We start from the raw sequence: 19,146 nt of genomic DNA on the forward strand, positions 1-19,146 counted from the left end.
TAATCAGTTGTCCTGCACTACGGGTTTGCCGCAGCGTTTACTGGCGCAGAAACGTTTCATGCCCTGCGCGGTTTTCTTTTCGATTAATAGAGGGAACTGACAGTGTGAGCAGACACCTTCAACAGGTGTGGCATTCACGGCAAACTGACAGTCGGGATAACGATCACAGGAATGAAAAGTTTTGCCATAGCGCGAACGGCGCTGCACCAACTTCCCATTCTGGCACTGGGGACAAGCGATAGCTGTCTCATCAGGCTTATCGATCGTTTCGGTATAATCACATTCAGGATAGTGGCTACAACCAACAAACATACCAAACCGCCCCTGACGTAGCACCTTGTCAGCACCACATTTTGGACAGGTATGGCCCTCCAGCACTTTAACGATATGACCATCACCCTGGTTTTTCAGCGGGCGAATATAGTCGCAGGTTGGATAGTTTACGCACCCAAGGAATGGGCCATGTTTGCCGGCACGTATCACTAATTCTGCCCCGCAAGCGGGGCAGAGGTCGTGTTTACGCACGGTAAAAAGTGCTGATTTACTCATATAACTCGATGCATTAATCGCAAATTAATGCAGCATACCTTCATTGACGTCGAATAACAGTTCTTCCATCTGCTGGTAGGCATTTTCACATCCGGGGATGTTGAACAGCACCATCAAAACCACCCATTTGAGATCTTCCAGATCGAAATCGAGGGTATCGAGGGCCATCACTCGTTCGATAACCATTTCGCGCGTTTCCATATTCAACACCTGGATCTGCTCCAGGAACAGAATAAAACCGCGGCATTCAGCATCTAAACGCTGGCTCTCTTCTTCCGTGTAGATACGCATTGAGAGTGGATCGTTCGCCAGTAGTACCGGCGCGACTAAACCATCCTGGTAATCAGCCAGTCTCTCAAGCCAATTCAACGCATTATAGATATCTTCACGATGAAAACCGGCATCGGTTAAATCATCGGTAAGTTTATCCTGGTCAACGCGCATTTCGGCTTCGTTATGGATATAGGTCTCAAACAAGTACATAAGTACGTCGAACATGGCATGCCCTCCTTAATCGGACATAGCCGCCGGGTACAGCTGCGATCCATCCTGCTAACTCCAGCTCCAGCAACTGGGCTGAGATAACTGGCACAGGTTGGCCGGCACGTTCAGCGACGACGTCAACAGGTGTAACCTCATCACCTACGTTAGCCAACACGTCCGCAAATGGCAATGGAACATCGTCACTGTCTTGTGAATATATTGTTTCTGAGTGAGTTGCAGGTAGCCAGTGAAGGGTAGAATGCAGATCTTCGAAAATATGATCAGGATGGGCGACCAGCAATGCGCCTTGCTGTATCAGCCAGTGTGTTCCTTCGCTGCCTTCACTCCCCAAAGAACCTGGTAACGCATAGACATTGCGATTTTGTTCCAGCGCATAACGTGCCGTGACCAGTGAACCGCTTTTCAAGGACGCCTCCACCACCAGCACACCCAGACTCAAGCCACTGATGATGCGATTGCGCCGTGGAAAATTAGTGGCATAAGGAGGCATATCCAACGGGAATTCCGAGACCAGAGCACCGCCGTTACTCACAATATCCTGCGCCAGTTTCTGATGGCTTTTGGGATAGAGGTGTTTCAGCCCACTTCCCAATACCGCAATGGTTTTGCCGGAGGCATTGAGCGCAGCCCGATGTGCAATGCCGTCAATTCCCCGCGCCAACCCGCTGGTGATGGTTAGCCCCTTCGATGCTAACTGCTGTGAAAACCAGCCCCCCCATTCCCTGCCGTAATGCGAACATTGACGACTGCCGACGACGGCGAGTTGCGAAGTGTGTAAGGCGGCGACATTGCCCATCACATACAACAATGGCGGGAAGCGGCCGATTTCCGCTAACGCTGAGGGGTAAGCATTATCCAGAACAGAAAGCAGTTGATGCTGTGGATTTTCCAGCCAGTGCTGAGTGCGCATAAGTTGCCGTGGGCATAGCGTATTGAATTGTTTTCGCTGCGTTTCATTCAACCGCTGCATCGTCAGAAAATCATCATCAATATGCCGGGTACTATGCAACCTACTCACCAGACGGAGAATCTGATGGCCACCAAGACCTTTCACATTAGCCAGCCTGAGCATCCACTCAATTTTATCCACGTCTCACTCCCTGTTCGACCTGTGCCTTGATACGGTGGAATGCTGTCAATCATGTCCCAAAAAGTCTACAATATGAGGTAGTAATCTTTTCTTTAACGCATACAGATCTGGAAATTTATGTCAGTTTTGCAGGTATTACATTTCCCTGATGATCGCCTTCGCAAAATCGCGGCGCCGGTAAAAACCGTAGACGCCGGGGTACAGCGCATCGTCGACGACATGTTTGAAACAATGTACGCCGAAGAAGGCATCGGCCTGGCCGCAACTCAGGTAGATATCCATCGTCGCATCATCGTTATTGATGTGTCAGAAAGCCGTGAAGAACGCCTGGTGTTGATCAACCCAGAGTTGCTGGAAAAAGGCGGCGAAACCGGCATTGAAGAAGGTTGCCTCTCTATCCCTGAACAACGTGCTTTTGTACCCCGTGCTGAGTGGGTGAAAGTCCGTGCCCAGGATCGTGACGGTAATACCTTCGAACTGGAAACCGATGGCCTGTTGGCGATCTGTATTCAGCACGAAATCGACCATCTCGATGGCAAACTGTTTATTGATTATCTGTCGCCGATGAAGCGTCAGCGTATCAAACAGAAACTGGAAAAACTGGCACGCCAGAATGCACGCGCATCCTGAGTGCAAACAAAAGGTTGAACTGTGTCTGCACCGTTAAAAATCATTTTTGCCGGTACACCTGACTTTGCAGCGCGTCATCTTGACGCGCTGCTTGCTTCTGAGCATCAGGTAGTTGGCGTTTTTACCCAGCCCGATCGTCCTGCCGGACGTGGCAACAAACTCACGCCCAGCCCAGTAAAAGTACTGGCACAGGCTCATGGTGTTCCCGTTTTCCAGCCAAAGTCACTCAAACCTGAAGATAATCAGCAGTTGGTTGCAACATTGCAGGCCGATGTGATGGTGGTGGTGGCTTACGGCCTGATTTTACCGAAAGCAGTGCTGGAGATGCCACGCCTTGGTTGTATCAACGTTCACGGTTCATTGCTACCGCGCTGGCGTGGTGCCGCGCCAATTCAACGTTCACTCTGGGCTGGCGATGCTGAAACTGGCGTGACCATCATGCAAATGGATGTGGGCCTGGATACCGGCGATATGCTGCATAAACTCGCTTGCCCGATTACCGAGCAGGACACCAGCGCCACTCTGTATGACAAGCTGGCGCAGCTTGGCCCTGAAGGGATGCTCAAGACACTGGAGCAACTGGCAGACGGCAGCGCACAGCCTGAAAAGCAGGATGAAGCCCTGGTCAGCTATGCAGAGAAACTGAGCAAAGAAGAAGCTCGCCTCGACTGGACGCTCTCCGCCATGCAACTTGAGCGCTGCATTCGTGCCTTTAATCCCTGGCCGATGAGTTATTTCATGGTTGATGATCAACCGGTAAAAGTCTGGCAAGCCAGTGTGTTACCGCATCAGGCAAAACAACCTGGCGAAATACTCCACGCCGATAAGCAAGGTATCCAGATTGCGACGGCTGAAGGTGTTCTGAACCTGCTATCGCTCCAGCCTGCAGGTAAAAAAGCCATGTCCGCACAGGATCTGCTTAACTCGCGCCGTGAATGGTTCACGCCCGGCAGCATTCTGGCCTGATCCCATAGCCCGGTTAATACCGGGCTTTTTGTTTGATGAATGAATCGCATGAAAAAAACCACAAACCTGCGTAGCCTCGCCGCGCAATTGATTGAACGCGTAGTGGATAAAGGGGAATCGCTTAGCGCTATTCTGCCTGCTGCACAAAAAAACCTGTCCGATAAAGACGGGGCGCTGTTACAGGAACTCTGCTTCGGCGTGATGCGCACCCTGCCACAGCTCGAAGCGTTAATTAGCAAGCTGATGGAGCGCCCTTTAACCGGAAAGCAACGTGTGCTCCATTATCTGATCATGGTTGGCCTGTATCAGTTGCTTTATACCCGCGTCCCTCCGCATGCCGCATTGGCAGAGACCGTGGCAGGCGCGGAAGTGCTGAAGCGTGCGAATCTGAAAGGTTTACTCAATGGCGTATTGCGCCAGTTTCAACGTCAGCAGGAAACCTTGGTTACTGAAGTCGATCAGGGTGCGCAGCGTTATCTGCATCCCGGGTGGTTGCTGAAACGTTTGCAAACGGCGTGGCCAGAGCAATGGCATCAGATTGTTGAAGCCAACAATCAGCGTCCACCGATGTGGCTGCGCGTCAACCGCCAGCATCATTCTCGTGATGCCTGGCTGGCACTGCTTGTCGAGACAGAAAAAAGCGCCATTGCCGGAGATGCTCCTGACTCCCTGCGTCTGGAAGCGCCGACAGCGGTCGGCCAACTGCCTGGTTTCGATCAAGGCTGGGTAACGGTGCAGGATTTATCCGCACAACGCTGTGCGTTGTTGCTTGAACCGCAAAATGGTGAATCCGTTCTCGACCTGTGCGCAGCTCCCGGTGGTAAAACCACTCATATCCTCGAAATTGCACCACAGGCTGATGTGCTTGCTGTCGATATTGATGAGCAACGCCTGACGCGTGTGCGAGAAAACCTGCAACGTCTCGGCATGCAGGCAGATGTGCGCCAGGGCGATGGTCGAACGCCAGCGGCATGGTGTGGTGATAAACAATTTGACCGCATTCTGTTAGACGCACCCTGCTCCGCAACCGGCGTGATCCGTCGCCATCCCGACATCAAATGGCTGCGACGCGATCGTGACATCCCCGAGCTGGCCAGCCTGCAACAGGAAATCCTCAATGCGGTCTGGCCACGACTGAAAAGTGGCGGCACATTGCTTTATGCAACCTGTTCAGTTCTGCCAGAAGAGAATCATCAGCAGATCAGTGCGTTCCTCGCTGCGCATCCTGATGCGATTGCAGAAGCCCTGCCGCAAGGTCAGGATAATGGATGGCAGGTGTTCCCCAGCACAGATGGCGGGGATGGTTTCTTCTACGCTAAGCTGATGAAAAAATAGTACAGCGCAATCTGACAAGAGCTTAAAGCGATGAAAATTATAATCCTTGGTGCCGGACAGGTCGGCGGAACGCTCGCAGAAAACCTGGTCGGAGAAAACAACGATATTACCGTGGTGGATAGCGATGCCACGCGTTTACGTCAGTTGCAGGACAAATTCGATCTGCGTGTGGTGCACGGGCATGGTTCTCATCCTCGTATCCTGCGTGAAGCGGGGGCGGAAGATGCTGACATGCTGGTAGCTGTCACCAGCTCTGACGAAACCAATATGATCGCCTGTCAGATAGCTTACTCATTATTCAATACCCCCAACCGGATTGCACGTATCCGCGCTGCAGATTATCTGCGCGATGCCGAGAAATTGTTCGTGCCGGAGGCGGTGCCTATTGATCATTTGATCTCTCCTGAGCAGTTGGTGATCGACAATATTTACCGGCTGATCCAATATCCCGGGGCGTTGCAGGTGGTTAATTTTGCCGAAGGGAAAGTAAGCCTTGCTGTCGTCAAAGCGTATTACGGCGGTCCATTGGTTGGTAATCCACTTTCCATTCTGCGCGAGCATATGCCGCATATTGACACACGTGTGGCGGCGATCTTTCGTCAGGATCGTCCCATTCGCCCGCAGGGTTCGACTATCGTTGAAGCCGGTGATGAAGTCTTCTTTATCGCCGCCAGCCAGCATATTCGTGCCGTCATGAGCGAGATGCAGCGGCTGGAAAAACCATACAAACGCATCATGCTGGTAGGTGGGGGCAATATCGGCTTTGGTCTGGCACAACGGCTGGAAAAACAATACAGCGTAAAACTGATCGAACGAAATCCGCAGCGCGCAGCAGAACTGGCGGAACAGCTACAGGATACGATTGTATTCTATGGTGATGCTTCCGATCAGGAGTTGCTGGCTGAAGAACATGTCGATCAAATCGATCTGTTTATTGCCGTCACCAACGATGATGAAGCCAACATCATGTCAGCGATGCTGGCGAAAAAAATGGGTGCGAAGAAAGTCATGGTGTTGATCCAGCGTCGCGCCTATGTCGATTTGGTACAGGGCAGCGTGATCGATATTGCCATTTCACCACAGCAGGCCACCATTTCTGCGTTACTCGGCCATGTGCGTAAAGCGGACATTGTCGGTGTTTCTTCATTACGCCGTGGCATTGCCGAAGCGATCGAAGCGATCGCCCACGGTGAAGAGACCACTTCGCGCGTAGTGGGGCGTCTGATTGAAGATATCAAATTGCCACCAGGCACCATCATTGGCGCAGTGGTCCGTGGAGATGAGGTCATTATTGCCAATGCTAATGTGCGTATCGAGCAGGGCGATCATGTGATTATGTTCCTGACCGATAAGAAATTTGTGCCCGATGTGGAACGCCTGTTCCAGCCAAGTCCCTTCTTCCTTTAATCATAGCGGGCAAGCTTTTATTGCCCGCCGTGATAATCCAGTTTAATCCTTTGTTGTAATGGCAAATGTTAAAAGGTTTGTTAGACTTTAGGCATTGGCCAAGGCAAGGAGATAACAATGAGTTTTTTCAAAGAGTTTCGTGATTTTGCGATGCGCGGTAACGTAGTTGACCTCGCAGTTGGTGTAATTATCGGTGCCGCGTTTGGCAAGATTGTTTCATCGCTGGTGGCTAATATTATTATGCCGCCGCTGGGGTTACTGATTGGTGGGGTCGATTTTAAGCAGTTCAAGTGGATCATTAAACCAGCGGAAGGCGCAGCACCTGCCGTGGTAATGGAATACGGTGTTTTTATTCAGAGTATTTTTGATTTCGTTATCGTCGCGTTAGCCATTTTTATCGCCATCAAATTGATGAATAAACTGTACAAGAAGAAAGAAGTGGAAAAAGCCGATCCGAAGCCGACTAATGAAGAACTGCTACTGACGGAAATTCGTGACCTGCTCAAACAACAAAACACCAAAATCTGATAGCAAAAACCGCCTGGGCAGGCGGTTTTTTGATGCTTAAAACCTGAAGGCCAGTGGTAAACCGCTTTGCTTACCACTGGCCTCCCAGTTACCCCTCTTCGCGTGTTTGTCTTTACGCCGATAGCTGCCTTTCCCTTTCTGATTCTGTTCAATACGCTGGCGAAACAGCGGATCATGCAATAGCGCCTCAATGGCGTTGTCTTTTATCTGCCCTTTTTGATGCTGATAACGGCTCATATTTCCTCCAATGATTGACTGCGCAACTATAGGCTTATCCGCGTTAAATACAATCCTTGCCACAACAAATTTCTGGATGCGGCTCTTCGCCCTTCTCCAGTGCTTCGAGAATTGAGCAGCAGGCGCTGCTATGCAGATCGCCACAACAAGTTTCAGACAGACGTTGCAGAGAACGCTGGATCGTTTGTAGCTCCACGATCATGGTACTGACTTCATCAAGGCGCTTCGCCACAATGGCCTTTGATTCCTGGCAAGTGTGATGTTCGGGATCGATACGGATCGACAGCAAACCACGAATAGCATCAAGGCTAAAACCCAACTGACGTCCGTAACGGATAAATCGCAGACGCTGCAAGTCATCGTCGCTATACAAACGGAAACCACCTTCGGTTCTCACCTCGTGATCCATCATTTGCTGCTTTTCATAAAAACGGATGGTGTCAGGGGTAACATCAGCCATCTTCGCTAACTGACCGATACGGTACATATTATTTCTCCTGCCTCAGATGCTGCTTAAGCGCCTCGCGGTAATCTCCTCGCAAAAATGCTGTACTCATTCCTGCCTGGCGCAGTTTCAGTTCCAGTAGGTTCAGTTTTTTTGCCAGCTCGTGGGCCTGATGATCGTCAGGATCAAGCTCACGAAGAAGATCTTTCACTTCCAAGGCTTCGCGTCGCATTTCCAGTTCCGGTGGTAAAAAACCGGCATTTTTTAACAACCGATATCCCATACGCAGCTCTTCCGGTACACCGCTATCATCTTCCAGTTGCAATGGCACACCCTCACCACGCAAATTACTCAGTTCGCCTTTTTCCTGAGCGGCAAGGATGTGTTGTTCTGCAAGTTGGTCAATTAGCCACATGAGGTGCTCCTGACAGGGTTGACTGCCATCAGCATAGCGGAAGAGGAAAAAATGGGAAGAAAGTACAGGCAATAAAAAACCCGCCGAAGCGGGTTTTTTACGTTACTGCAAATTACTCTGCAGCAGCTTCTGCTTGAGCTTCTGGACGATCAACCAGCTCGATGTATGCCATCGGAGCGTTGTCACCAGCACGGAAGCCACACTTCAAAATACGAGTGTAACCACCGGCACGGCTCGCGAAACGCGGGCCCAGCTCGTTAAACAGTTTTGCCACGATCTCGTTATCACGAGTACGGGCGAATGCCAGACGACGATTAGCTACGCTGTCGGTCTTGGCAAGAGTAATCAGCGGCTCAACTACGCGACGCAGCTCTTTGGCTTTCGGCAGAGTCGTCTTAATGATCTCATGACGAACCAGAGAACCAGCCATGTTGCGGAACATAGCCTGACGATGGCTGCTGTTACGGTTCAGTTGACGACCACTCTTACGATGGCGCATGACCTTATCCTTCTCAGTGAAACCTTAACCTGTGATCGGGTTATTCATCAGCGATGCTTGCCGGCGGCCAGTTTTCCAGGCGCATGCCCAGAGACAGACCACGTGAGGCCAGCACGTCTTTAATCTCGGTAAGAGATTTTTTACCCAGGTTAGGCGTTTTAAGCAGCTCAACCTCGGTACGCTGTACCAGATCACCGATGTAGTGGATAGCTTCTGCCTTGAGGCAGTTAGCAGAGCGGACAGTCAATTCCAGATCGTCAACAGGGCGCAGCAGGATCGGATCGAATTCTGGTTTCTCTTCTTTCACTTCCGGCTGACGTACATCACGTAAGTCAACGAAAGCTTCCAGTTGTTCTGCCAGGATGGTTGCCGCACGACGAATCGCCTCTTCAGGATCGATTGTGCCGTTGGTTTCCATTTCGATGACCAGCTTGTCCAGGTCGGTACGCTGTTCAACACGCGCAGCTTCAACATTGTAGGCGATACGGTCTACAGGGCTGTAGCAAGCGTCTACTAACAGACGGCCGATTGGGCGCTCATCTTCTTCCGAATGAATTCGGGCAGAAGCCGGCACATAACCACGACCACGCTGAACTTTGATACGCATGCTAATAGATGCGTTTTCATCGGTCAGATGGCAGATCACATGCTGCGGCTTGACGATTTCGACATCACCGTCGTGGGTAATGTCGGCTGCAGTCACAGGGCCAATGCCAGATTTATTCAGGGTCAGGATGACTTCATCTTTACCCTGAACTCTTACCGCCAGCCCTTTCAGGTTAAGCAGGATTTCCAGGATATCTTCCTGTACGCCCTCTTTGGTGGAGTACTCGTGGAGCACGCCATCAATCTCAACCTCGGTCACCGCGCAACCCGGCATGGAAGAAAGCAGAATACGGCGCAGTGCGTTACCAAGAGTATGGCCAAAGCCACGCTCTAACGGCTCAAGGGTCACCTTGGCGTGCGTCGAACTCACTTGCTCGATATCTACCAGGCGCGGTTTTAGAAACTCTGTCACAGAACCCTGCATTGTGTCCTCTCTTTGGTACTAAGCTTTACTTAGAGTAAAGCTCGACGATCAGGTGTTCGTTAATGTCCGCAGACAGATCAGTACGCTCAGGAATACGCTTGAACACACCTTCCATCTTAGTCGCATCAACTTCCAGCCAGGTTGGCTTTTCACGCTGCTCAGCCAGCTCCAGAGCGGCCTTCACGCGAGATTGCTTTTTGGCTTTCTCACGGATGCTTACGACATCATTCGGAGATACCTGATAAGAAGCGATGTTAACAACGCGACCATTCACCAGGATAGATTTGTGGCTAACCAGCTGACGTGCTTCTGCACGAGTGGCACCAAAACCCATACGGTAAACTACGTTATCCAGACGACCTTCCAGCAGAGCTAACAGGTTTTCACCGGTGTTGCCTTTCAGACGCGCTGCTTCTTTATAGTAGTTACGGAACTGACGTTCCAGCACGCCGTAGATACGACGAACTTTCTGTTTTTCACGTAACTGACCGCCGTAATCAGACAGACGCGGTTTACGCGCACCATGCTGACCAGGGGCTTGTTCAATTTTGCACTTGGAATCGATCGCGCGAACACCAGACTTAAGGAATAAGTCAGTGCCCTCACGACGGCTCAGCTTGAGCTTAGGACCCAAATATCTTGCCATTTTCTTTCTCCAACTATCCTAAAAACGAAGCGTTATACGCGACGTTTTTTCGGCGGACGACAACCGTTGTGAGGGATCGGAGTCACATCAGTAATATTAGTGATGCGGAAACCAGCGGCGTTCAGAGCACGAATAGTAGATTCGCGACCCGGACCCGGACCCTTAACCATAACTTCCAGGTTCTTAATACCGTAATCTTTCACGGCTTCTGCACAGCGCTCTGCAGCGACCTGAGCAGCAAACGGAGTAGATTTACGTGAACCGCGGAAACCGGAACCACCGGCGGTTGCCCAACCCAGTGCGTTACCCTGACGATCAGTAATAGTAACGATGGTGTTGTTAAAAGAAGCATGGACATGAGCCACGCCATCTGAGACTTGCTTTCTTACACGTTTACGTGCACGAACTGGTGCCTTTGCCATTATTTACTCACCCCGATTATTTCTTGATCGGTTTACGCGGACCCTTACGGGTACGTGCGTTGGTCTTGGTACGCTGACCGCGTACTGGCAGACCACGACGATGGCGCAAACCACGGTAGCAACCAAGGTCCATCAGACGCTTGATGCTCAGGGTGATTTCACGGCGCAGATCACCTTCTACAACGAATTTAGCAACTGCATCACGCAGCTGATCAATTTGTTCTTCAGACAGCTCACTGATCTTAACATTTTCAGCGATGCCCGTTTCAGCACAGATGGCTTTAGAACGGGTTTTGCCGATACCGAAAATCGAAGTTAATGCGATTACGGTGTGTTTTTGATCAGGAATGTTAATGCCTGCTATACGGGCCACTATGCACTCCTATAATTAAATAAATGCGAACCATGCTGAAAAGCCCGTTTTCAGGATACTCAAATGGAAACGCATCGACATACAAAAGATTGGCTGGCTAATCTAGCCAGCTCAACCCGACTTTGCAAGAAAAATATGTGAGAAAATCAGCCCTGGCGCTGTTTATGCTTAGGCTCGGCGCTGCAAATCACACGTACGACGCCGTCGCGACGGATGATTTTGCAGTTACGACATAATTTCTTGACGGAAGCACGAACTTTCATTTTTACTCTCCGTAACTTCTCAAGCGCCTGAATTAACGGCCGTAGCCTTTCAGGTTAGCTTTCTTCAATGCAGACTCGTACTGACTCGACATCATCAGAGTTTGCACTTGAGCCATAAAGTCCATGATGACAACCACTACGATGAGCAGTGAAGTACCACCAAAGTAGAAGGGAACCTTCATGGCATCACGCATGAACTCCGGGATCAGGCAAATAAAAGTAATATACAGTGCGCCGATTAAGGTCAGACGTGTCATTACTTTATCGATATACTTCGCCGTTTGCTCTCCCGGACGAATTCCCGGTACGAATGCACCAGACTTCTTCAGGTTATCTGCTGTTTCACGCGGGTTGAAAACCAACGCCGTATAGAAGAAACAGAAGAAGATGATTGCAGTCGCATAGAGTAGCACATAAAGCGGCTGTCCTGGCTGCAAATACAGCGAAATTGTTGTCAGCCAGTTCCAACCGGTACCGCCCCCGAACCAGGATGCTATCGTCGCCGGGAACAGGATTATGCTGGAAGCAAAGATTGCCGGGATAACCCCTGCCATATTCACTTTCAACGGTAAATGTGTGCTCTGTGCAGCATAAACACGACGACCTTGCTGACGCTTAGCGTAGTTCACCACAATGCGGCGTTGACCACGTTCTACGAAAACAACGAAGAAGGTCACTGCAAATACGAGAACTGCAACCAACAGCAACAGAAGGAAGTGCAGGTCGCCTTGCCGCGCTTGCTCGATGGTATGGCCAATGGCCGGCGGGAGACCCGCAACAATACCAGCGAAGATAATGATCGAAATACCGTTACCGATACCACGTTCAGTAATCTGTTCGCCCAGCCACATCAGGAACATCGTCCCGGTAACCAGACTCACAACAGCGGTAAAATAGAAGGCAAAGCCTGGATTAATCACCAGGCCCTGCATCCCAGGCATATTCGGCAGACCGGTAGCTATACCGATCGACTGGAATACGGCCAGAACCAGCGTGCCATAACGGGTGTACTGGCTAATCTTACGACGGCCAGCCTCCCCTTCTTTCTTAATCTCCGCTAACGCCGGATGAACCACCGTTAGCAGCTGGATAATAATAGAGGCCGAAATGTACGGCATAATACCCAGCGCGAAGATTGAGGCACGACTGAGAGCACCACCAGAGAACATGTTGAACATTTCAATGATGGTGCCACGCTGTTGCTCAAGCAGTTTGGCAAGTACAGTGGCATCAATACCAGGGATCGGAATAAAAGAGCCAATACGGAAGACAATTAGTGCACCGATAACAAACAACAGTCTGCGCTTCAGTTCACCAAAGCCACCTTTGGCACTTTGAAAATCTAATCCCGGTTGCTTAGCCATCTGCTACTTATTCCTCGATTTTACCGCCAGCAGCTTCGATTGCAGCACGAGCACCTTTGGTGACACGCAGACCACGAACCGTTACCGGTGCAGAAACTTCACCAGACAGAATCACTTTCGCGAATTCAATCTGAACACCGACAATGTTTGCTGCTTTCAGTGTGTTCAGGTCAACAATACCGCCTTCAACTTTCGCCAGGTCAGACAGACGAACTTCTGCAGTGACCATTGCTTTGCGAGAGGTGAAACCGAATTTCGGCAGACGACGGTACAGAGGCATCTGACCACCCTCGAAACCGCGACGTACGCCACCGCCAGAACGAGACTTCTGACCTTTGTGACCACGACCGCCGGTTTTACCGAGGCCAGAACCGATACCACGACCCAGACGCTTAGAAGCGTGTTTAGACCCTTCGGCCGGAGACAGAGTGTTTAAACGCATCTCTTACTCCTCCACTTTCAGCATATAGGAAATCGCGTTGATCATACCGCGTACAGCTGGCGTGTCTTCACGCTCAACGGTGTGACCAATACGACGCAGACCCAGACCAACCAGAGTGGCTTTGTGCTTAGGCAGGCGGCCGATTGAGCTACGGGTTTGTGTAATTTTAATAGTCTTCGCCATGGTGATTACCCCAGAATTTCTTCAACGGATTTACCACGCTTGGCAGCGACCATTTCCGGAGATTTCATGTTGCCCAGGCCGTCGATAGTTGCACGAACCACGTTGATCGGGTTGGTGGAACCATAGGTTTTAGCCAGAACGTTATGAACTCCAGCGACTTCCAGGACGGCGCGCATTGCACCACCGGCGATGATACCGGTACCTTCAGAAGCCGGCTGCATGAATACACGAGAACCCGTGTGCGCACCTTTAACCGGGTGCTGCAGGGTGCCGTGATTCAGCGCGACGTTAATCATATTGCGACGGGCTTTTTCCATCGCTTTCTGGATCGCTGCTGGAACTTCACGCGCTTTACCGTAACCAAAACCGACGCGACCGTTACCATCACCTACCACAGTCAGAGCTGTGAAGGAGAAAATACGACCACCTTTAACAGTTTTAGAAACACGGTTTACCGCGATCAGTTTTTCCTGCAGTTCGCCAGCTTGTTTCTCGATGTGTGCCATCTTAGACCTCTACCTTAGAACTGAAGGCCAGCTTCACGAGCAGCATCTGCCAGTGCCTGGACGCGACCATGATATTGGAAACCGGAACGGTCGAAAGAAACATCTTTGATGCCTTTTTCGATAGCGCGCTCAGCCAGAGCTTTACCTACAGCTGCAGCGGCGTCTTTGTTACCGGTATACTTCAGTTGTTCAGCGATAGCTTTTTCTACAGTAGAAGCAGCAACCAGAACTTCGGAACCGTTCGGGGCGATTACCTGTGCGTAAATGTGACGCGGGGTACGATGTACCACCAGGCGAGTAGCACCCAGCTCTTTGAGCTTGCGACGTGCACGGGTCGCACGACGGATACGAGCAGATTTCTTATCCATAGTGTTACCTTACTTCTTCTTAGCCTCTTTGGTACGCACGACTTCGTCGGCGTAACGAACACCCTTGCCTTTGTACGGCTCAGGACGACGGTAGGCGCGCAGATCAGCTGCAACCTGACCAATCAGCTGCTTATCAGCGCCTTTCAGCACGATCTCAGTCTGAGTTGGGCATTCGGCAGTGATGCCAGCCGGCAGTGCATGGTCAACAGGGTGAGAGAAGCCCAGGGCCAGACTCACAGAGTTGCCTTTTACAGCTGCACGATAACCAACACCAACCAATTGCAGCTTCTTGGTGAAGCCTTCGGTAACACCAATAACCATGCCGTTCAGCAGTGCACGAGCAGTACCTGCCTGTGCCCAACCATCCGCATAACCTTCGCGCGGAGCGAAAGTCAGGGTGTTGTCAGCCTGCTTAACTTCAACAGCTTGGTTGATAGTACGAGTCAGCTCGCCGTTTTTACCTTTGATCGAAACTTCCTGACCGTTGAGTTTTACCTCTACGCCGGCAGGAATTACGACAGGTGCTTTTGCAACACGTGACATGTTTTCCTCCGATTACGCTACGTAGCAGATAATTTCGCCACCAAGACCAGCCTGGCGCGCTGCACGATCAGTCATAACACCTTTAGATGTAGAAATTACAGCGATGCCCAGACCAGCCATTACTTTTGGCAGCTCATCTTTTTTCTTATAGATGCGCAGACCTGGACGGCTAACACGCTGAATGTTTTCTACAACAGCTTTACCCTGGAAATACTTAAGAGTCAGTTCCAGTTCCGGCTTGATGTCGCCTTCGATTTTAAAATCTTGAATATAGCCTTCTTCCTTCAGCACGTTGGCAATTGCCACTTTCAGCTTGGAGGAAGGCATAGAGACCGCAACTTTGTTCGCGGCCTGACCGTTACGGATACGGGTCAGCATATCCGCGATCGGATCTTGCATGCTCATCTGTGTTACTCCCGTGATTCAAATGGTGACAATTACCAGCTTGCCTTTTTCAGACCCGGGATTTCACCGCGCATTGCGGCTTCACGGACCTTGATACGGCTCAACCCAAACTTCCGCAGGAAACCGTGCGGACGACCTGTTTGACGGCAGCGGTTACGCTGACGTGAAGGGCTGGAATCACGCGGCAGACTCTGCAGCTTGAGAACGGCATCCCAACGATCTTCGTCAGAAGCGTTCACATCAGAAATGATCGCTTTCAGTTCAGCGCGTTTTGCGAAGAACTTGTCTGCTAATTTCACACGCTTAACTTCGCGTGCTTTCATAGATTGCTTAGCCATGAAGTAACCCTACCTTACTTGCGGAACGGGAAGTCAAAGGCAGCCAGCAGAGCACGGCCTTCATCATCAGATTTCGCAGTAGTGGTAATGGTAATATCCAAACCACGAACGCGATCGACTTTGTCGTAGTCGATTTCTGGGAAGATGATCTGCTCACGAACGCCCATGCTGTAGTTACCACGACCGTCGAAAGACTTCGCAGACAAGCCACGGAAGTCACGGATACGCGGTACAGCAATAGTGATCAGGCGCTCAAAGAACTCCCACATGCGCTCGCCGCGCAGAGTTACTTTACAGCCGATCGGATAGCCCTGACGGATTTTGAAGCCTGCAACTGATTTGCGTGCTTTGGTGATCAGCGGTTTTTGACCGGAGATTGCTGCCAGGTCAGCTGCTGCGTTATCCAGCAGTTTCTTGTCAGCGATCGCTTCACCAACACCCATGTTCAGGGTGATCTTCTCGACCCGAGGGACTTGCATGACAGAATTGTAGCCGAACTCAGTCATGAGTTTCTGGACTACTTCGTCTTTGTAGTAATCATGCAGTTTCGCCATCGTACTACTCCAAATTACTTGATAGTTTCGCTGTTAGACTTGAAGAAACGGACTTTTTTACCGTCTTCGAATCTAAAGCCTACACGGTCAGCCTTGCCGGTTGCCGCATTGAAGATTGCAACGTTAGAAACCTGAATAGCGGCTTCTTTTTCAACGATGCCACCTGGTTGGTTCAGAGCCGGAACCGGCTTAGAGTGTTTCTTAACCAGGTTGATACCTTCAACGATGACTTTACCAGAAGTCAGGACGTTCTTTACTTTACCGCGCTTACCTTTGTCTTTGCCGGTAAGCACGATAACTTCGTCGTTACGACGGATTTTCGCTGCCATTGTTCGCTCCTTAGAGTACTTCTGGTGCCAGAGAGATAATTTTCATGAACTTTTCAGTACGAAGTTCACGAGTTACCGGCCCAAAAATACGCGTTCCGATAGGCTGCTCAGAGTTATTGTTTAAAATAACGCATGAGTTGCCATCGAAGCGAATGACAGAACCGTCCGGGCGACGAACACCCTTCTTGGTGCGCACCACTACCGCCTTCAGGACATCACCTTTTTTCACCTTACCACGCGGAATTGCTTCCTTGATGGTAACTTTGATGATATCGCCGACGCCTGCGTAGCGACGGTGCGAGCCACCCAGAACCTTGATACACATTACGCGACGTGCACCGGAGTTGTCGGCGACGTTCAGCATAGTCTGTTCTTGGATCATTTTAGTGCTCCGCTAATGTCAACTACTACTTCGGGACCCAAAACCTCAGGTCGTTAAAAAGCCCCATAATTGAGGGCGCGGCATTATAACACCGGTTCCTGCATATGGGTAGAAAAAATGAACGGCTCGCGAGAGCCGTTCATCTTATTTTTTAGAGGAAGAGGATTCTATTACAGAACCGCTTTCTCTACAACGCGAACCAGAGTCCATGACTTAGTCTTGGACAGCGGACGGCATTCGCGGATTTCAACCACGTCACCGATACCGCATTCGTTGTTCTCGTCGTGGATGTGCAGCTTAGTCGTACGTTTAATGAATTTACCGTAGATCGGGTGCTTCACGAAACGTTCGATAGCAACAACTGCAGATTTCTGCATTTTGTCACTAACAACACGACCTTGCAGAGTACGGATTTTATCGGTCATTACGAACCCGCCTTCTCAGTCAGTAAAGTCTTAACACGTGCAACATCACGGCGCACATTCTTCAGCAGATGGGTCTGCTGCAGTTGGCCAGATGCTGCCTGCATGCGCAGGTTAAACTGCTCACGCAGCAGGTTAAGCAGCTCAGCGTTCAGCTCTTCAACGCTTTTTTCACGCAGCTCAGTTGCTTTCATTACATCACCGTCTTAGTTACAAAGGTGGTTTTGATAGGCAGTTTTGCTGCTGCCAGCTTGAATGCTTCACGGGCCAGCTCTTCCGGTACGCCGTCCATTTCATACAGGACTTTACCAGGCTGGATCAGGGCAACCCAATACTCCACGTTACCCTTACCTTTACCCATACGCACTTCCAGCGGCTTCTCGGTGATCGGTTTGTCCGGGAATACACGGATCCAGATCTTACCTTGACGCTTAACTGCACGGGTCATAGCACGACGTGCTGCTTCGATCTGACGTGCAGTCAGACGACCACGGCCAACAGCTTTCAGACCGAAAGTACCGAAGCTAACATCCGTACCCTGCGCCAGACCGCGGTTACGGCCTTTGTGCACTTTACGGAATTTCGTACGCTTTGGTTGTAACATCAGCGACTCTCCTTACTTACGGCCTTTACGCTGCTGCTTTTTAGGTTGAGCAGCCGGTTCCGGTTGTTCAACAGCAGCCATACCACCCAGGATCTCACCTTTGAAGATCCATACCTTAACGCCGATTACACCATAAGTGGTGTGCGCTTCAGAGGTGTTGTAGTCAATGTCAGCACGCAGAGTGTGCAACGGTACGCGACCTTCGCGGTACCATTCGGTACGTGCGATTTCCGCGCCGCCCAGACGGCCGCTAACTTCAACTTTAATACCCTTCGCGCCCAGACGCATGGCGTTCTGAACTGCACGCTTCATAGCACGACGGAACATCACACGACGCTCCAGCTGTGAAGTGATGCTGTCAGCTACCAGTTTCGCGTCCAGTTCCGGTTTACGGACTTCAGCGATGTTGATCTGTGCAGGAACGCCAGCGATATTCGCGACGACCGTACGCAGTTTCTCAACGTCTTCACCTTTCTTACCGATTACGATACCCGGACGAGCGGTGTGAATAGTCACACGGATGCTCTTAGCCGGACGTTCGATAACGATGCGTGATACAGACGCTTTTGCCAGTTCTTTAGTCAGGAACTGACGTACTTTAAAATCGCTGTCCAGGTTGTCAGCGAATTCTTTGGTGTTCGCAAACCAGGTAGAGTTCCATGGTTTTACAATACCCAGGCGAATACCATTAGGATGTACTTTCTGACCCATTGCTAGTCTCCAGAGTCTCAGCGATCGGACACAACCACAGTAATGTGGCTGGTGCGCTTCAGGATGCGATCTGCACGACCTTTTGCACGAGGCATAATGCGCTTCATGCTTGGGCCTTCATCTACGAAAATTTTCGCAACTTTCAGATCGTCGATATCAGCGCCATCGTTGTGTTCGGCGTTAGCAATGGCAGATTCCAGGACTTTCTTAACCAGTACAGCCGCTTTCTTGTTGGTGTAAGTCAGAATATCCAGAGCCTGCGACACTTTCTTACCGCGAATCAGGTCAGCAACGAGGCGAACCTTCTGAGCAGAAGAACGAGCATGGCGATGTTGAGCAATAGTTTCCATCTCTTCCTCCTACTTATTTCTTCTTGGCTTTCTTATCAGCAGCGTGGCCGCGATAAGTACGTGTCGGTGCAAATTCACCCAGCTTGTGGCCGACCATTTCGTCGGAAACAAAGACAGGAACGTGCTGACGACCATTATGGACAGCGATGGTCAAACCGATCATGTTAGGGAAGATCGTTGAACGACGGGACCAGGTGCGCAGGGGCTTCTTGTCTCCGCTTTCCACCGCTTTCTCTACCTTCTTCAGCAAGTGCAGGTCAATAAAAGGACCTTTCTTGAGAGAACGTGGCATGGCTTATCCTCTAA

34 protein-coding genes are annotated in these 19,146 nt (G+C 50.6%); 5 read left to right on the forward strand and 29 right to left on the reverse strand.

What is annotated here, in order from left to right; genetic code table 11:
• Positions 1 to 3 precede the first annotated feature (3 nt).
• Genes AC6I8W_RS18680 through dprA form a run of 3 tightly spaced genes read right to left on the reverse strand, consistent with a single transcriptional unit; the run spans position 4 to position 2,143 of the window.
• A complete protein-coding gene (locus AC6I8W_RS18680; protein WP_497836202.1) occupies positions 4 to 549 on the reverse strand; it encodes a DNA topoisomerase family protein in 546 nt (181 codons plus the stop codon).
• Positions 550 to 573: 24 nt separating this feature from the next.
• Positions 574 to 1,047 carry a DUF494 family protein Smg gene (gene smg, locus AC6I8W_RS18685; RefSeq protein ID WP_480366244.1) on the reverse strand — a complete coding sequence of 158 codons (474 nt, stop codon included), beginning with the start codon at positions 1,045 to 1,047 and terminating at the stop codon, positions 574 to 576.
• A complete protein-coding gene (gene dprA, locus AC6I8W_RS18690; RefSeq protein ID WP_497836203.1) occupies positions 1,019 to 2,143 on the reverse strand; it encodes a DNA-protecting protein DprA in 1,125 nt (374 codons plus the stop codon). The genes smg and dprA overlap by 29 nt, the downstream gene beginning before the upstream one ends.
• A gap of 117 nt (positions 2,144 to 2,260) precedes the next feature.
• Here dprA and def point away from each other — a divergent pair, with 117 nt between their 5' ends.
• From def to mscL, 5 genes are all read left to right on the forward strand, one after another.
• The gene (def, locus tag AC6I8W_RS18695) at positions 2,261 to 2,773 is read left to right on the forward strand and encodes a peptide deformylase (protein WP_497836204.1); all 513 of its coding nucleotides are present in this window, start codon (positions 2,261 to 2,263) and stop codon (positions 2,771 to 2,773) included.
• A gap of 21 nt (positions 2,774 to 2,794) precedes the next feature.
• Positions 2,795 to 3,739, forward strand: a complete 945-nt coding sequence (gene fmt / locus AC6I8W_RS18700; protein WP_497836205.1) for a methionyl-tRNA formyltransferase — start codon at positions 2,795 to 2,797, stop codon at positions 3,737 to 3,739.
• A 48-nt stretch (positions 3,740 to 3,787) separates the two neighbouring features.
• Positions 3,788 to 5,074, forward strand: a complete 1,287-nt coding sequence (gene rsmB / locus AC6I8W_RS18705) for a 16S rRNA (cytosine(967)-C(5))-methyltransferase RsmB (RefSeq protein WP_497836206.1) — start codon at positions 3,788 to 3,790, stop codon at positions 5,072 to 5,074.
• Between the two features lie 30 nt (positions 5,075 to 5,104).
• Positions 5,105 to 6,481, forward strand: coding sequence for a Trk system potassium transporter TrkA (gene trkA, locus AC6I8W_RS18710; protein ID WP_497836207.1), 1,377 nt, complete (start codon positions 5,105 to 5,107; stop codon positions 6,479 to 6,481).
• Positions 6,482 to 6,598: 117 nt separating this feature from the next.
• Positions 6,599 to 7,009: a large-conductance mechanosensitive channel protein MscL gene (gene mscL, locus AC6I8W_RS18715; RefSeq protein WP_497836208.1), complete on the forward strand. Its 411-nt coding sequence runs from the start codon at positions 6,599 to 6,601 to the stop codon at positions 7,007 to 7,009.
• A gap of 36 nt (positions 7,010 to 7,045) precedes the next feature.
• Here mscL and AC6I8W_RS18720 read toward each other — a convergent pair whose 3' ends face one another.
• From AC6I8W_RS18720 to rpsS, 26 genes are all read right to left on the reverse strand, one after another.
• Positions 7,046 to 7,246, reverse strand: a complete 201-nt coding sequence (locus AC6I8W_RS18720) for an alternative ribosome-rescue factor A (RefSeq protein ID WP_497836209.1) — start codon at positions 7,244 to 7,246, stop codon at positions 7,046 to 7,048.
• Positions 7,247 to 7,289: 43 nt separating this feature from the next.
• Entirely contained in the window at positions 7,290 to 7,733 is a 444-nt protein-coding gene (gene zntR, locus AC6I8W_RS18725) for a Zn(2+)-responsive transcriptional regulator (protein WP_415173407.1), read from the reverse strand.
• 1 nt (position 7,734) lies between these two features.
• The gene (locus AC6I8W_RS18730; RefSeq protein ID WP_497838231.1) at positions 7,735 to 8,106 is read right to left on the reverse strand and encodes a DnaJ family domain-containing protein; all 372 of its coding nucleotides are present in this window, start codon (positions 8,104 to 8,106) and stop codon (positions 7,735 to 7,737) included.
• A gap of 112 nt (positions 8,107 to 8,218) precedes the next feature.
• Positions 8,219 to 8,605 carry a 50S ribosomal protein L17 gene (rplQ, locus tag AC6I8W_RS18735; protein ID WP_003850180.1) on the reverse strand — a complete coding sequence of 129 codons (387 nt, stop codon included), beginning with the start codon at positions 8,603 to 8,605 and terminating at the stop codon, positions 8,219 to 8,221.
• 40 nt (positions 8,606 to 8,645) lie between these two features.
• Positions 8,646 to 9,635: a DNA-directed RNA polymerase subunit alpha gene (locus AC6I8W_RS18740; protein ID WP_007891688.1), complete on the reverse strand. Its 990-nt coding sequence runs from the start codon at positions 9,633 to 9,635 to the stop codon at positions 8,646 to 8,648.
• Positions 9,636 to 9,660: 25 nt separating this feature from the next.
• The gene (rpsD, locus tag AC6I8W_RS18745) at positions 9,661 to 10,281 is read right to left on the reverse strand and encodes a 30S ribosomal protein S4 (protein WP_013510754.1); all 621 of its coding nucleotides are present in this window, start codon (positions 10,279 to 10,281) and stop codon (positions 9,661 to 9,663) included.
• Between the two features lie 32 nt (positions 10,282 to 10,313).
• Positions 10,314 to 10,703: a 30S ribosomal protein S11 gene (gene rpsK, locus AC6I8W_RS18750; protein ID WP_004160563.1), complete on the reverse strand. Its 390-nt coding sequence runs from the start codon at positions 10,701 to 10,703 to the stop codon at positions 10,314 to 10,316.
• Positions 10,704 to 10,719: 16 nt separating this feature from the next.
• A complete protein-coding gene (rpsM, locus tag AC6I8W_RS18755) occupies positions 10,720 to 11,076 on the reverse strand; it encodes a 30S ribosomal protein S13 (protein WP_013510755.1) in 357 nt (118 codons plus the stop codon).
• A 146-nt stretch (positions 11,077 to 11,222) separates the two neighbouring features.
• Positions 11,223 to 11,339, reverse strand: coding sequence for a 50S ribosomal protein L36 (rpmJ, locus tag AC6I8W_RS18760; protein ID WP_004160566.1), 117 nt, complete (start codon positions 11,337 to 11,339; stop codon positions 11,223 to 11,225).
• A 32-nt stretch (positions 11,340 to 11,371) separates the two neighbouring features.
• Positions 11,372 to 12,703, reverse strand: coding sequence for a preprotein translocase subunit SecY (gene secY / locus AC6I8W_RS18765; protein ID WP_013510756.1), 1,332 nt, complete (start codon positions 12,701 to 12,703; stop codon positions 11,372 to 11,374).
• A 7-nt stretch (positions 12,704 to 12,710) separates the two neighbouring features.
• A complete protein-coding gene (gene rplO, locus AC6I8W_RS18770) occupies positions 12,711 to 13,145 on the reverse strand; it encodes a 50S ribosomal protein L15 (RefSeq protein ID WP_013510757.1) in 435 nt (144 codons plus the stop codon).
• A gap of 3 nt (positions 13,146 to 13,148) precedes the next feature.
• Positions 13,149 to 13,328, reverse strand: a complete 180-nt coding sequence (gene rpmD, locus AC6I8W_RS18775; protein WP_013510758.1) for a 50S ribosomal protein L30 — start codon at positions 13,326 to 13,328, stop codon at positions 13,149 to 13,151.
• Positions 13,329 to 13,333: 5 nt separating this feature from the next.
• Positions 13,334 to 13,834 (reverse strand): 30S ribosomal protein S5, encoded by a 501-nt coding sequence (gene rpsE / locus AC6I8W_RS18780; RefSeq protein ID WP_480366263.1) that lies wholly within the window; start codon positions 13,832 to 13,834, stop codon positions 13,334 to 13,336.
• A 14-nt stretch (positions 13,835 to 13,848) separates the two neighbouring features.
• Complete coding sequence (gene rplR, locus AC6I8W_RS18785; protein ID WP_013510760.1) at positions 13,849 to 14,202, reverse strand: 50S ribosomal protein L18; 354 nt, start codon at positions 14,200 to 14,202, stop codon at positions 13,849 to 13,851.
• 9 nt (positions 14,203 to 14,211) lie between these two features.
• Positions 14,212 to 14,745, reverse strand: a complete 534-nt coding sequence (gene rplF / locus AC6I8W_RS18790; protein ID WP_497836210.1) for a 50S ribosomal protein L6 — start codon at positions 14,743 to 14,745, stop codon at positions 14,212 to 14,214.
• Between the two features lie 12 nt (positions 14,746 to 14,757).
• Positions 14,758 to 15,150 carry a 30S ribosomal protein S8 gene (gene rpsH, locus AC6I8W_RS18795; RefSeq protein ID WP_013510762.1) on the reverse strand — a complete coding sequence of 131 codons (393 nt, stop codon included), beginning with the start codon at positions 15,148 to 15,150 and terminating at the stop codon, positions 14,758 to 14,760.
• Positions 15,151 to 15,182: 32 nt separating this feature from the next.
• Positions 15,183 to 15,488, reverse strand: a complete 306-nt coding sequence (gene rpsN / locus AC6I8W_RS18800; RefSeq protein ID WP_006120592.1) for a 30S ribosomal protein S14 — start codon at positions 15,486 to 15,488, stop codon at positions 15,183 to 15,185.
• Between the two features lie 14 nt (positions 15,489 to 15,502).
• Positions 15,503 to 16,042, reverse strand: a complete 540-nt coding sequence (gene rplE / locus AC6I8W_RS18805; RefSeq protein WP_013510763.1) for a 50S ribosomal protein L5 — start codon at positions 16,040 to 16,042, stop codon at positions 15,503 to 15,505.
• Positions 16,043 to 16,056: 14 nt separating this feature from the next.
• Positions 16,057 to 16,371 (reverse strand): 50S ribosomal protein L24, encoded by a 315-nt coding sequence (gene rplX / locus AC6I8W_RS18810; protein ID WP_013510764.1) that lies wholly within the window; start codon positions 16,369 to 16,371, stop codon positions 16,057 to 16,059.
• Positions 16,372 to 16,381: 10 nt separating this feature from the next.
• Positions 16,382 to 16,753, reverse strand: coding sequence for a 50S ribosomal protein L14 (gene rplN / locus AC6I8W_RS18815; protein ID WP_013510765.1), 372 nt, complete (start codon positions 16,751 to 16,753; stop codon positions 16,382 to 16,384).
• 170 nt (positions 16,754 to 16,923) lie between these two features.
• Positions 16,924 to 17,178: a 30S ribosomal protein S17 gene (gene rpsQ / locus AC6I8W_RS18820; protein ID WP_013510766.1), complete on the reverse strand. Its 255-nt coding sequence runs from the start codon at positions 17,176 to 17,178 to the stop codon at positions 16,924 to 16,926.
• Positions 17,178 to 17,369 carry a 50S ribosomal protein L29 gene (gene rpmC / locus AC6I8W_RS18825; RefSeq protein WP_013510767.1) on the reverse strand — a complete coding sequence of 64 codons (192 nt, stop codon included), beginning with the start codon at positions 17,367 to 17,369 and terminating at the stop codon, positions 17,178 to 17,180. The genes rpsQ and rpmC overlap by 1 nt, the downstream gene beginning before the upstream one ends.
• On the reverse strand, positions 17,369 to 17,779 hold the full coding sequence (gene rplP / locus AC6I8W_RS18830) for a 50S ribosomal protein L16 (protein ID WP_002438716.1): 411 nt from the start codon (positions 17,777 to 17,779) through the stop codon (positions 17,369 to 17,371). The genes rpmC and rplP overlap by 1 nt, the downstream gene beginning before the upstream one ends.
• Before the next feature lie 12 nt (positions 17,780 to 17,791).
• On the reverse strand, positions 17,792 to 18,490 hold the full coding sequence (gene rpsC / locus AC6I8W_RS18835; RefSeq protein WP_009087585.1) for a 30S ribosomal protein S3: 699 nt from the start codon (positions 18,488 to 18,490) through the stop codon (positions 17,792 to 17,794).
• A 17-nt stretch (positions 18,491 to 18,507) separates the two neighbouring features.
• The gene (gene rplV, locus AC6I8W_RS18840; RefSeq protein ID WP_007891659.1) at positions 18,508 to 18,840 is read right to left on the reverse strand and encodes a 50S ribosomal protein L22; all 333 of its coding nucleotides are present in this window, start codon (positions 18,838 to 18,840) and stop codon (positions 18,508 to 18,510) included.
• Positions 18,841 to 18,853: 13 nt separating this feature from the next.
• Positions 18,854 to 19,132: a 30S ribosomal protein S19 gene (rpsS, locus tag AC6I8W_RS18845; protein WP_001138115.1), complete on the reverse strand. Its 279-nt coding sequence runs from the start codon at positions 19,130 to 19,132 to the stop codon at positions 18,854 to 18,856.
• Between the last annotated feature and the right edge of the window lie 14 nt (positions 19,133 to 19,146).

The sequence above is a fragment of the Pantoea sp. X-Soil-TKNS-1211 genome, assembly GCF_059730495.1.

Coding starts and splice junctions, on each gene's coding strand:
- trkA (WP_497836207.1), top strand. CDS start 5,105: ATGAAAATTATAATCCTTGGTGCCGGACAGGTCGGCGGAACGCTCGCA.
- rpsQ (WP_013510766.1), bottom strand. CDS start 17,178: ATGACCGATAAAATCCGTACTCTGCAAGGTCGTGTTGTTAGTGACAAA.
- rplR (WP_013510760.1), bottom strand. CDS start 14,202: ATGGATAAGAAATCTGCTCGTATCCGTCGTGCGACCCGTGCACGTCGC.
- def (WP_497836204.1), top strand. CDS start 2,261: ATGTCAGTTTTGCAGGTATTACATTTCCCTGATGATCGCCTTCGCAAA.
- rpmJ (WP_004160566.1), bottom strand. CDS start 11,339: ATGAAAGTTCGTGCTTCCGTCAAGAAATTATGTCGTAACTGCAAAATC.
- rplE (WP_013510763.1), bottom strand. CDS start 16,042: ATGGCGAAACTGCATGATTACTACAAAGACGAAGTAGTCCAGAAACTC.
- AC6I8W_RS18730 (WP_497838231.1), bottom strand. CDS start 8,106: ATGTGGCTAATTGACCAACTTGCAGAACAACACATCCTTGCCGCTCAG.
- smg (WP_480366244.1), bottom strand. CDS start 1,047: ATGTTCGACGTACTTATGTACTTGTTTGAGACCTATATCCATAACGAA.
- rpsD (WP_013510754.1), bottom strand. CDS start 10,281: ATGGCAAGATATTTGGGTCCTAAGCTCAAGCTGAGCCGTCGTGAGGGC.
- AC6I8W_RS18740 (WP_007891688.1), bottom strand. CDS start 9,635: ATGCAGGGTTCTGTGACAGAGTTTCTAAAACCGCGCCTGGTAGATATC.
- rplQ (WP_003850180.1), bottom strand. CDS start 8,605: ATGCGCCATCGTAAGAGTGGTCGTCAACTGAACCGTAACAGCAGCCAT.
- rplX (WP_013510764.1), bottom strand. CDS start 16,371: ATGGCAGCGAAAATCCGTCGTAACGACGAAGTTATCGTGCTTACCGGC.
- rplO (WP_013510757.1), bottom strand. CDS start 13,145: ATGCGTTTAAACACTCTGTCTCCGGCCGAAGGGTCTAAACACGCTTCT.
- rpsH (WP_013510762.1), bottom strand. CDS start 15,150: ATGAGCATGCAAGATCCGATCGCGGATATGCTGACCCGTATCCGTAAC.
- rpsN (WP_006120592.1), bottom strand. CDS start 15,488: ATGGCTAAGCAATCTATGAAAGCACGCGAAGTTAAGCGTGTGAAATTA.
- rpmD (WP_013510758.1), bottom strand. CDS start 13,328: ATGGCGAAGACTATTAAAATTACACAAACCCGTAGCTCAATCGGCCGC.
- rsmB (WP_497836206.1), top strand. CDS start 3,788: ATGAAAAAAACCACAAACCTGCGTAGCCTCGCCGCGCAATTGATTGAA.
- rplV (WP_007891659.1), bottom strand. CDS start 18,840: ATGGAAACTATTGCTCAACATCGCCATGCTCGTTCTTCTGCTCAGAAG.
- mscL (WP_497836208.1), top strand. CDS start 6,599: ATGAGTTTTTTCAAAGAGTTTCGTGATTTTGCGATGCGCGGTAACGTA.
- AC6I8W_RS18720 (WP_497836209.1), bottom strand. CDS start 7,246: ATGAGCCGTTATCAGCATCAAAAAGGGCAGATAAAAGACAACGCCATT.
- rplF (WP_497836210.1), bottom strand. CDS start 14,745: ATGTCACGTGTTGCAAAAGCACCTGTCGTAATTCCTGCCGGCGTAGAG.
- rpsS (WP_001138115.1), bottom strand. CDS start 19,132: ATGCCACGTTCTCTCAAGAAAGGTCCTTTTATTGACCTGCACTTGCTG.
- rpsE (WP_480366263.1), bottom strand. CDS start 13,834: ATGGCACACATCGAGAAACAAGCTGGCGAACTGCAGGAAAAACTGATC.
- rplN (WP_013510765.1), bottom strand. CDS start 16,753: ATGATCCAAGAACAGACTATGCTGAACGTCGCCGACAACTCCGGTGCA.
- rpsK (WP_004160563.1), bottom strand. CDS start 10,703: ATGGCAAAGGCACCAGTTCGTGCACGTAAACGTGTAAGAAAGCAAGTC.
- secY (WP_013510756.1), bottom strand. CDS start 12,703: ATGGCTAAGCAACCGGGATTAGATTTTCAAAGTGCCAAAGGTGGCTTT.
- rpmC (WP_013510767.1), bottom strand. CDS start 17,369: ATGAAAGCAACTGAGCTGCGTGAAAAAAGCGTTGAAGAGCTGAACGCT.
- rplP (WP_002438716.1), bottom strand. CDS start 17,779: ATGTTACAACCAAAGCGTACGAAATTCCGTAAAGTGCACAAAGGCCGT.
- rpsC (WP_009087585.1), bottom strand. CDS start 18,490: ATGGGTCAGAAAGTACATCCTAATGGTATTCGCCTGGGTATTGTAAAA.
- AC6I8W_RS18680 (WP_497836202.1), bottom strand. CDS start 549: ATGAGTAAATCAGCACTTTTTACCGTGCGTAAACACGACCTCTGCCCC.
- zntR (WP_415173407.1), bottom strand. CDS start 7,733: ATGTACCGTATCGGTCAGTTAGCGAAGATGGCTGATGTTACCCCTGAC.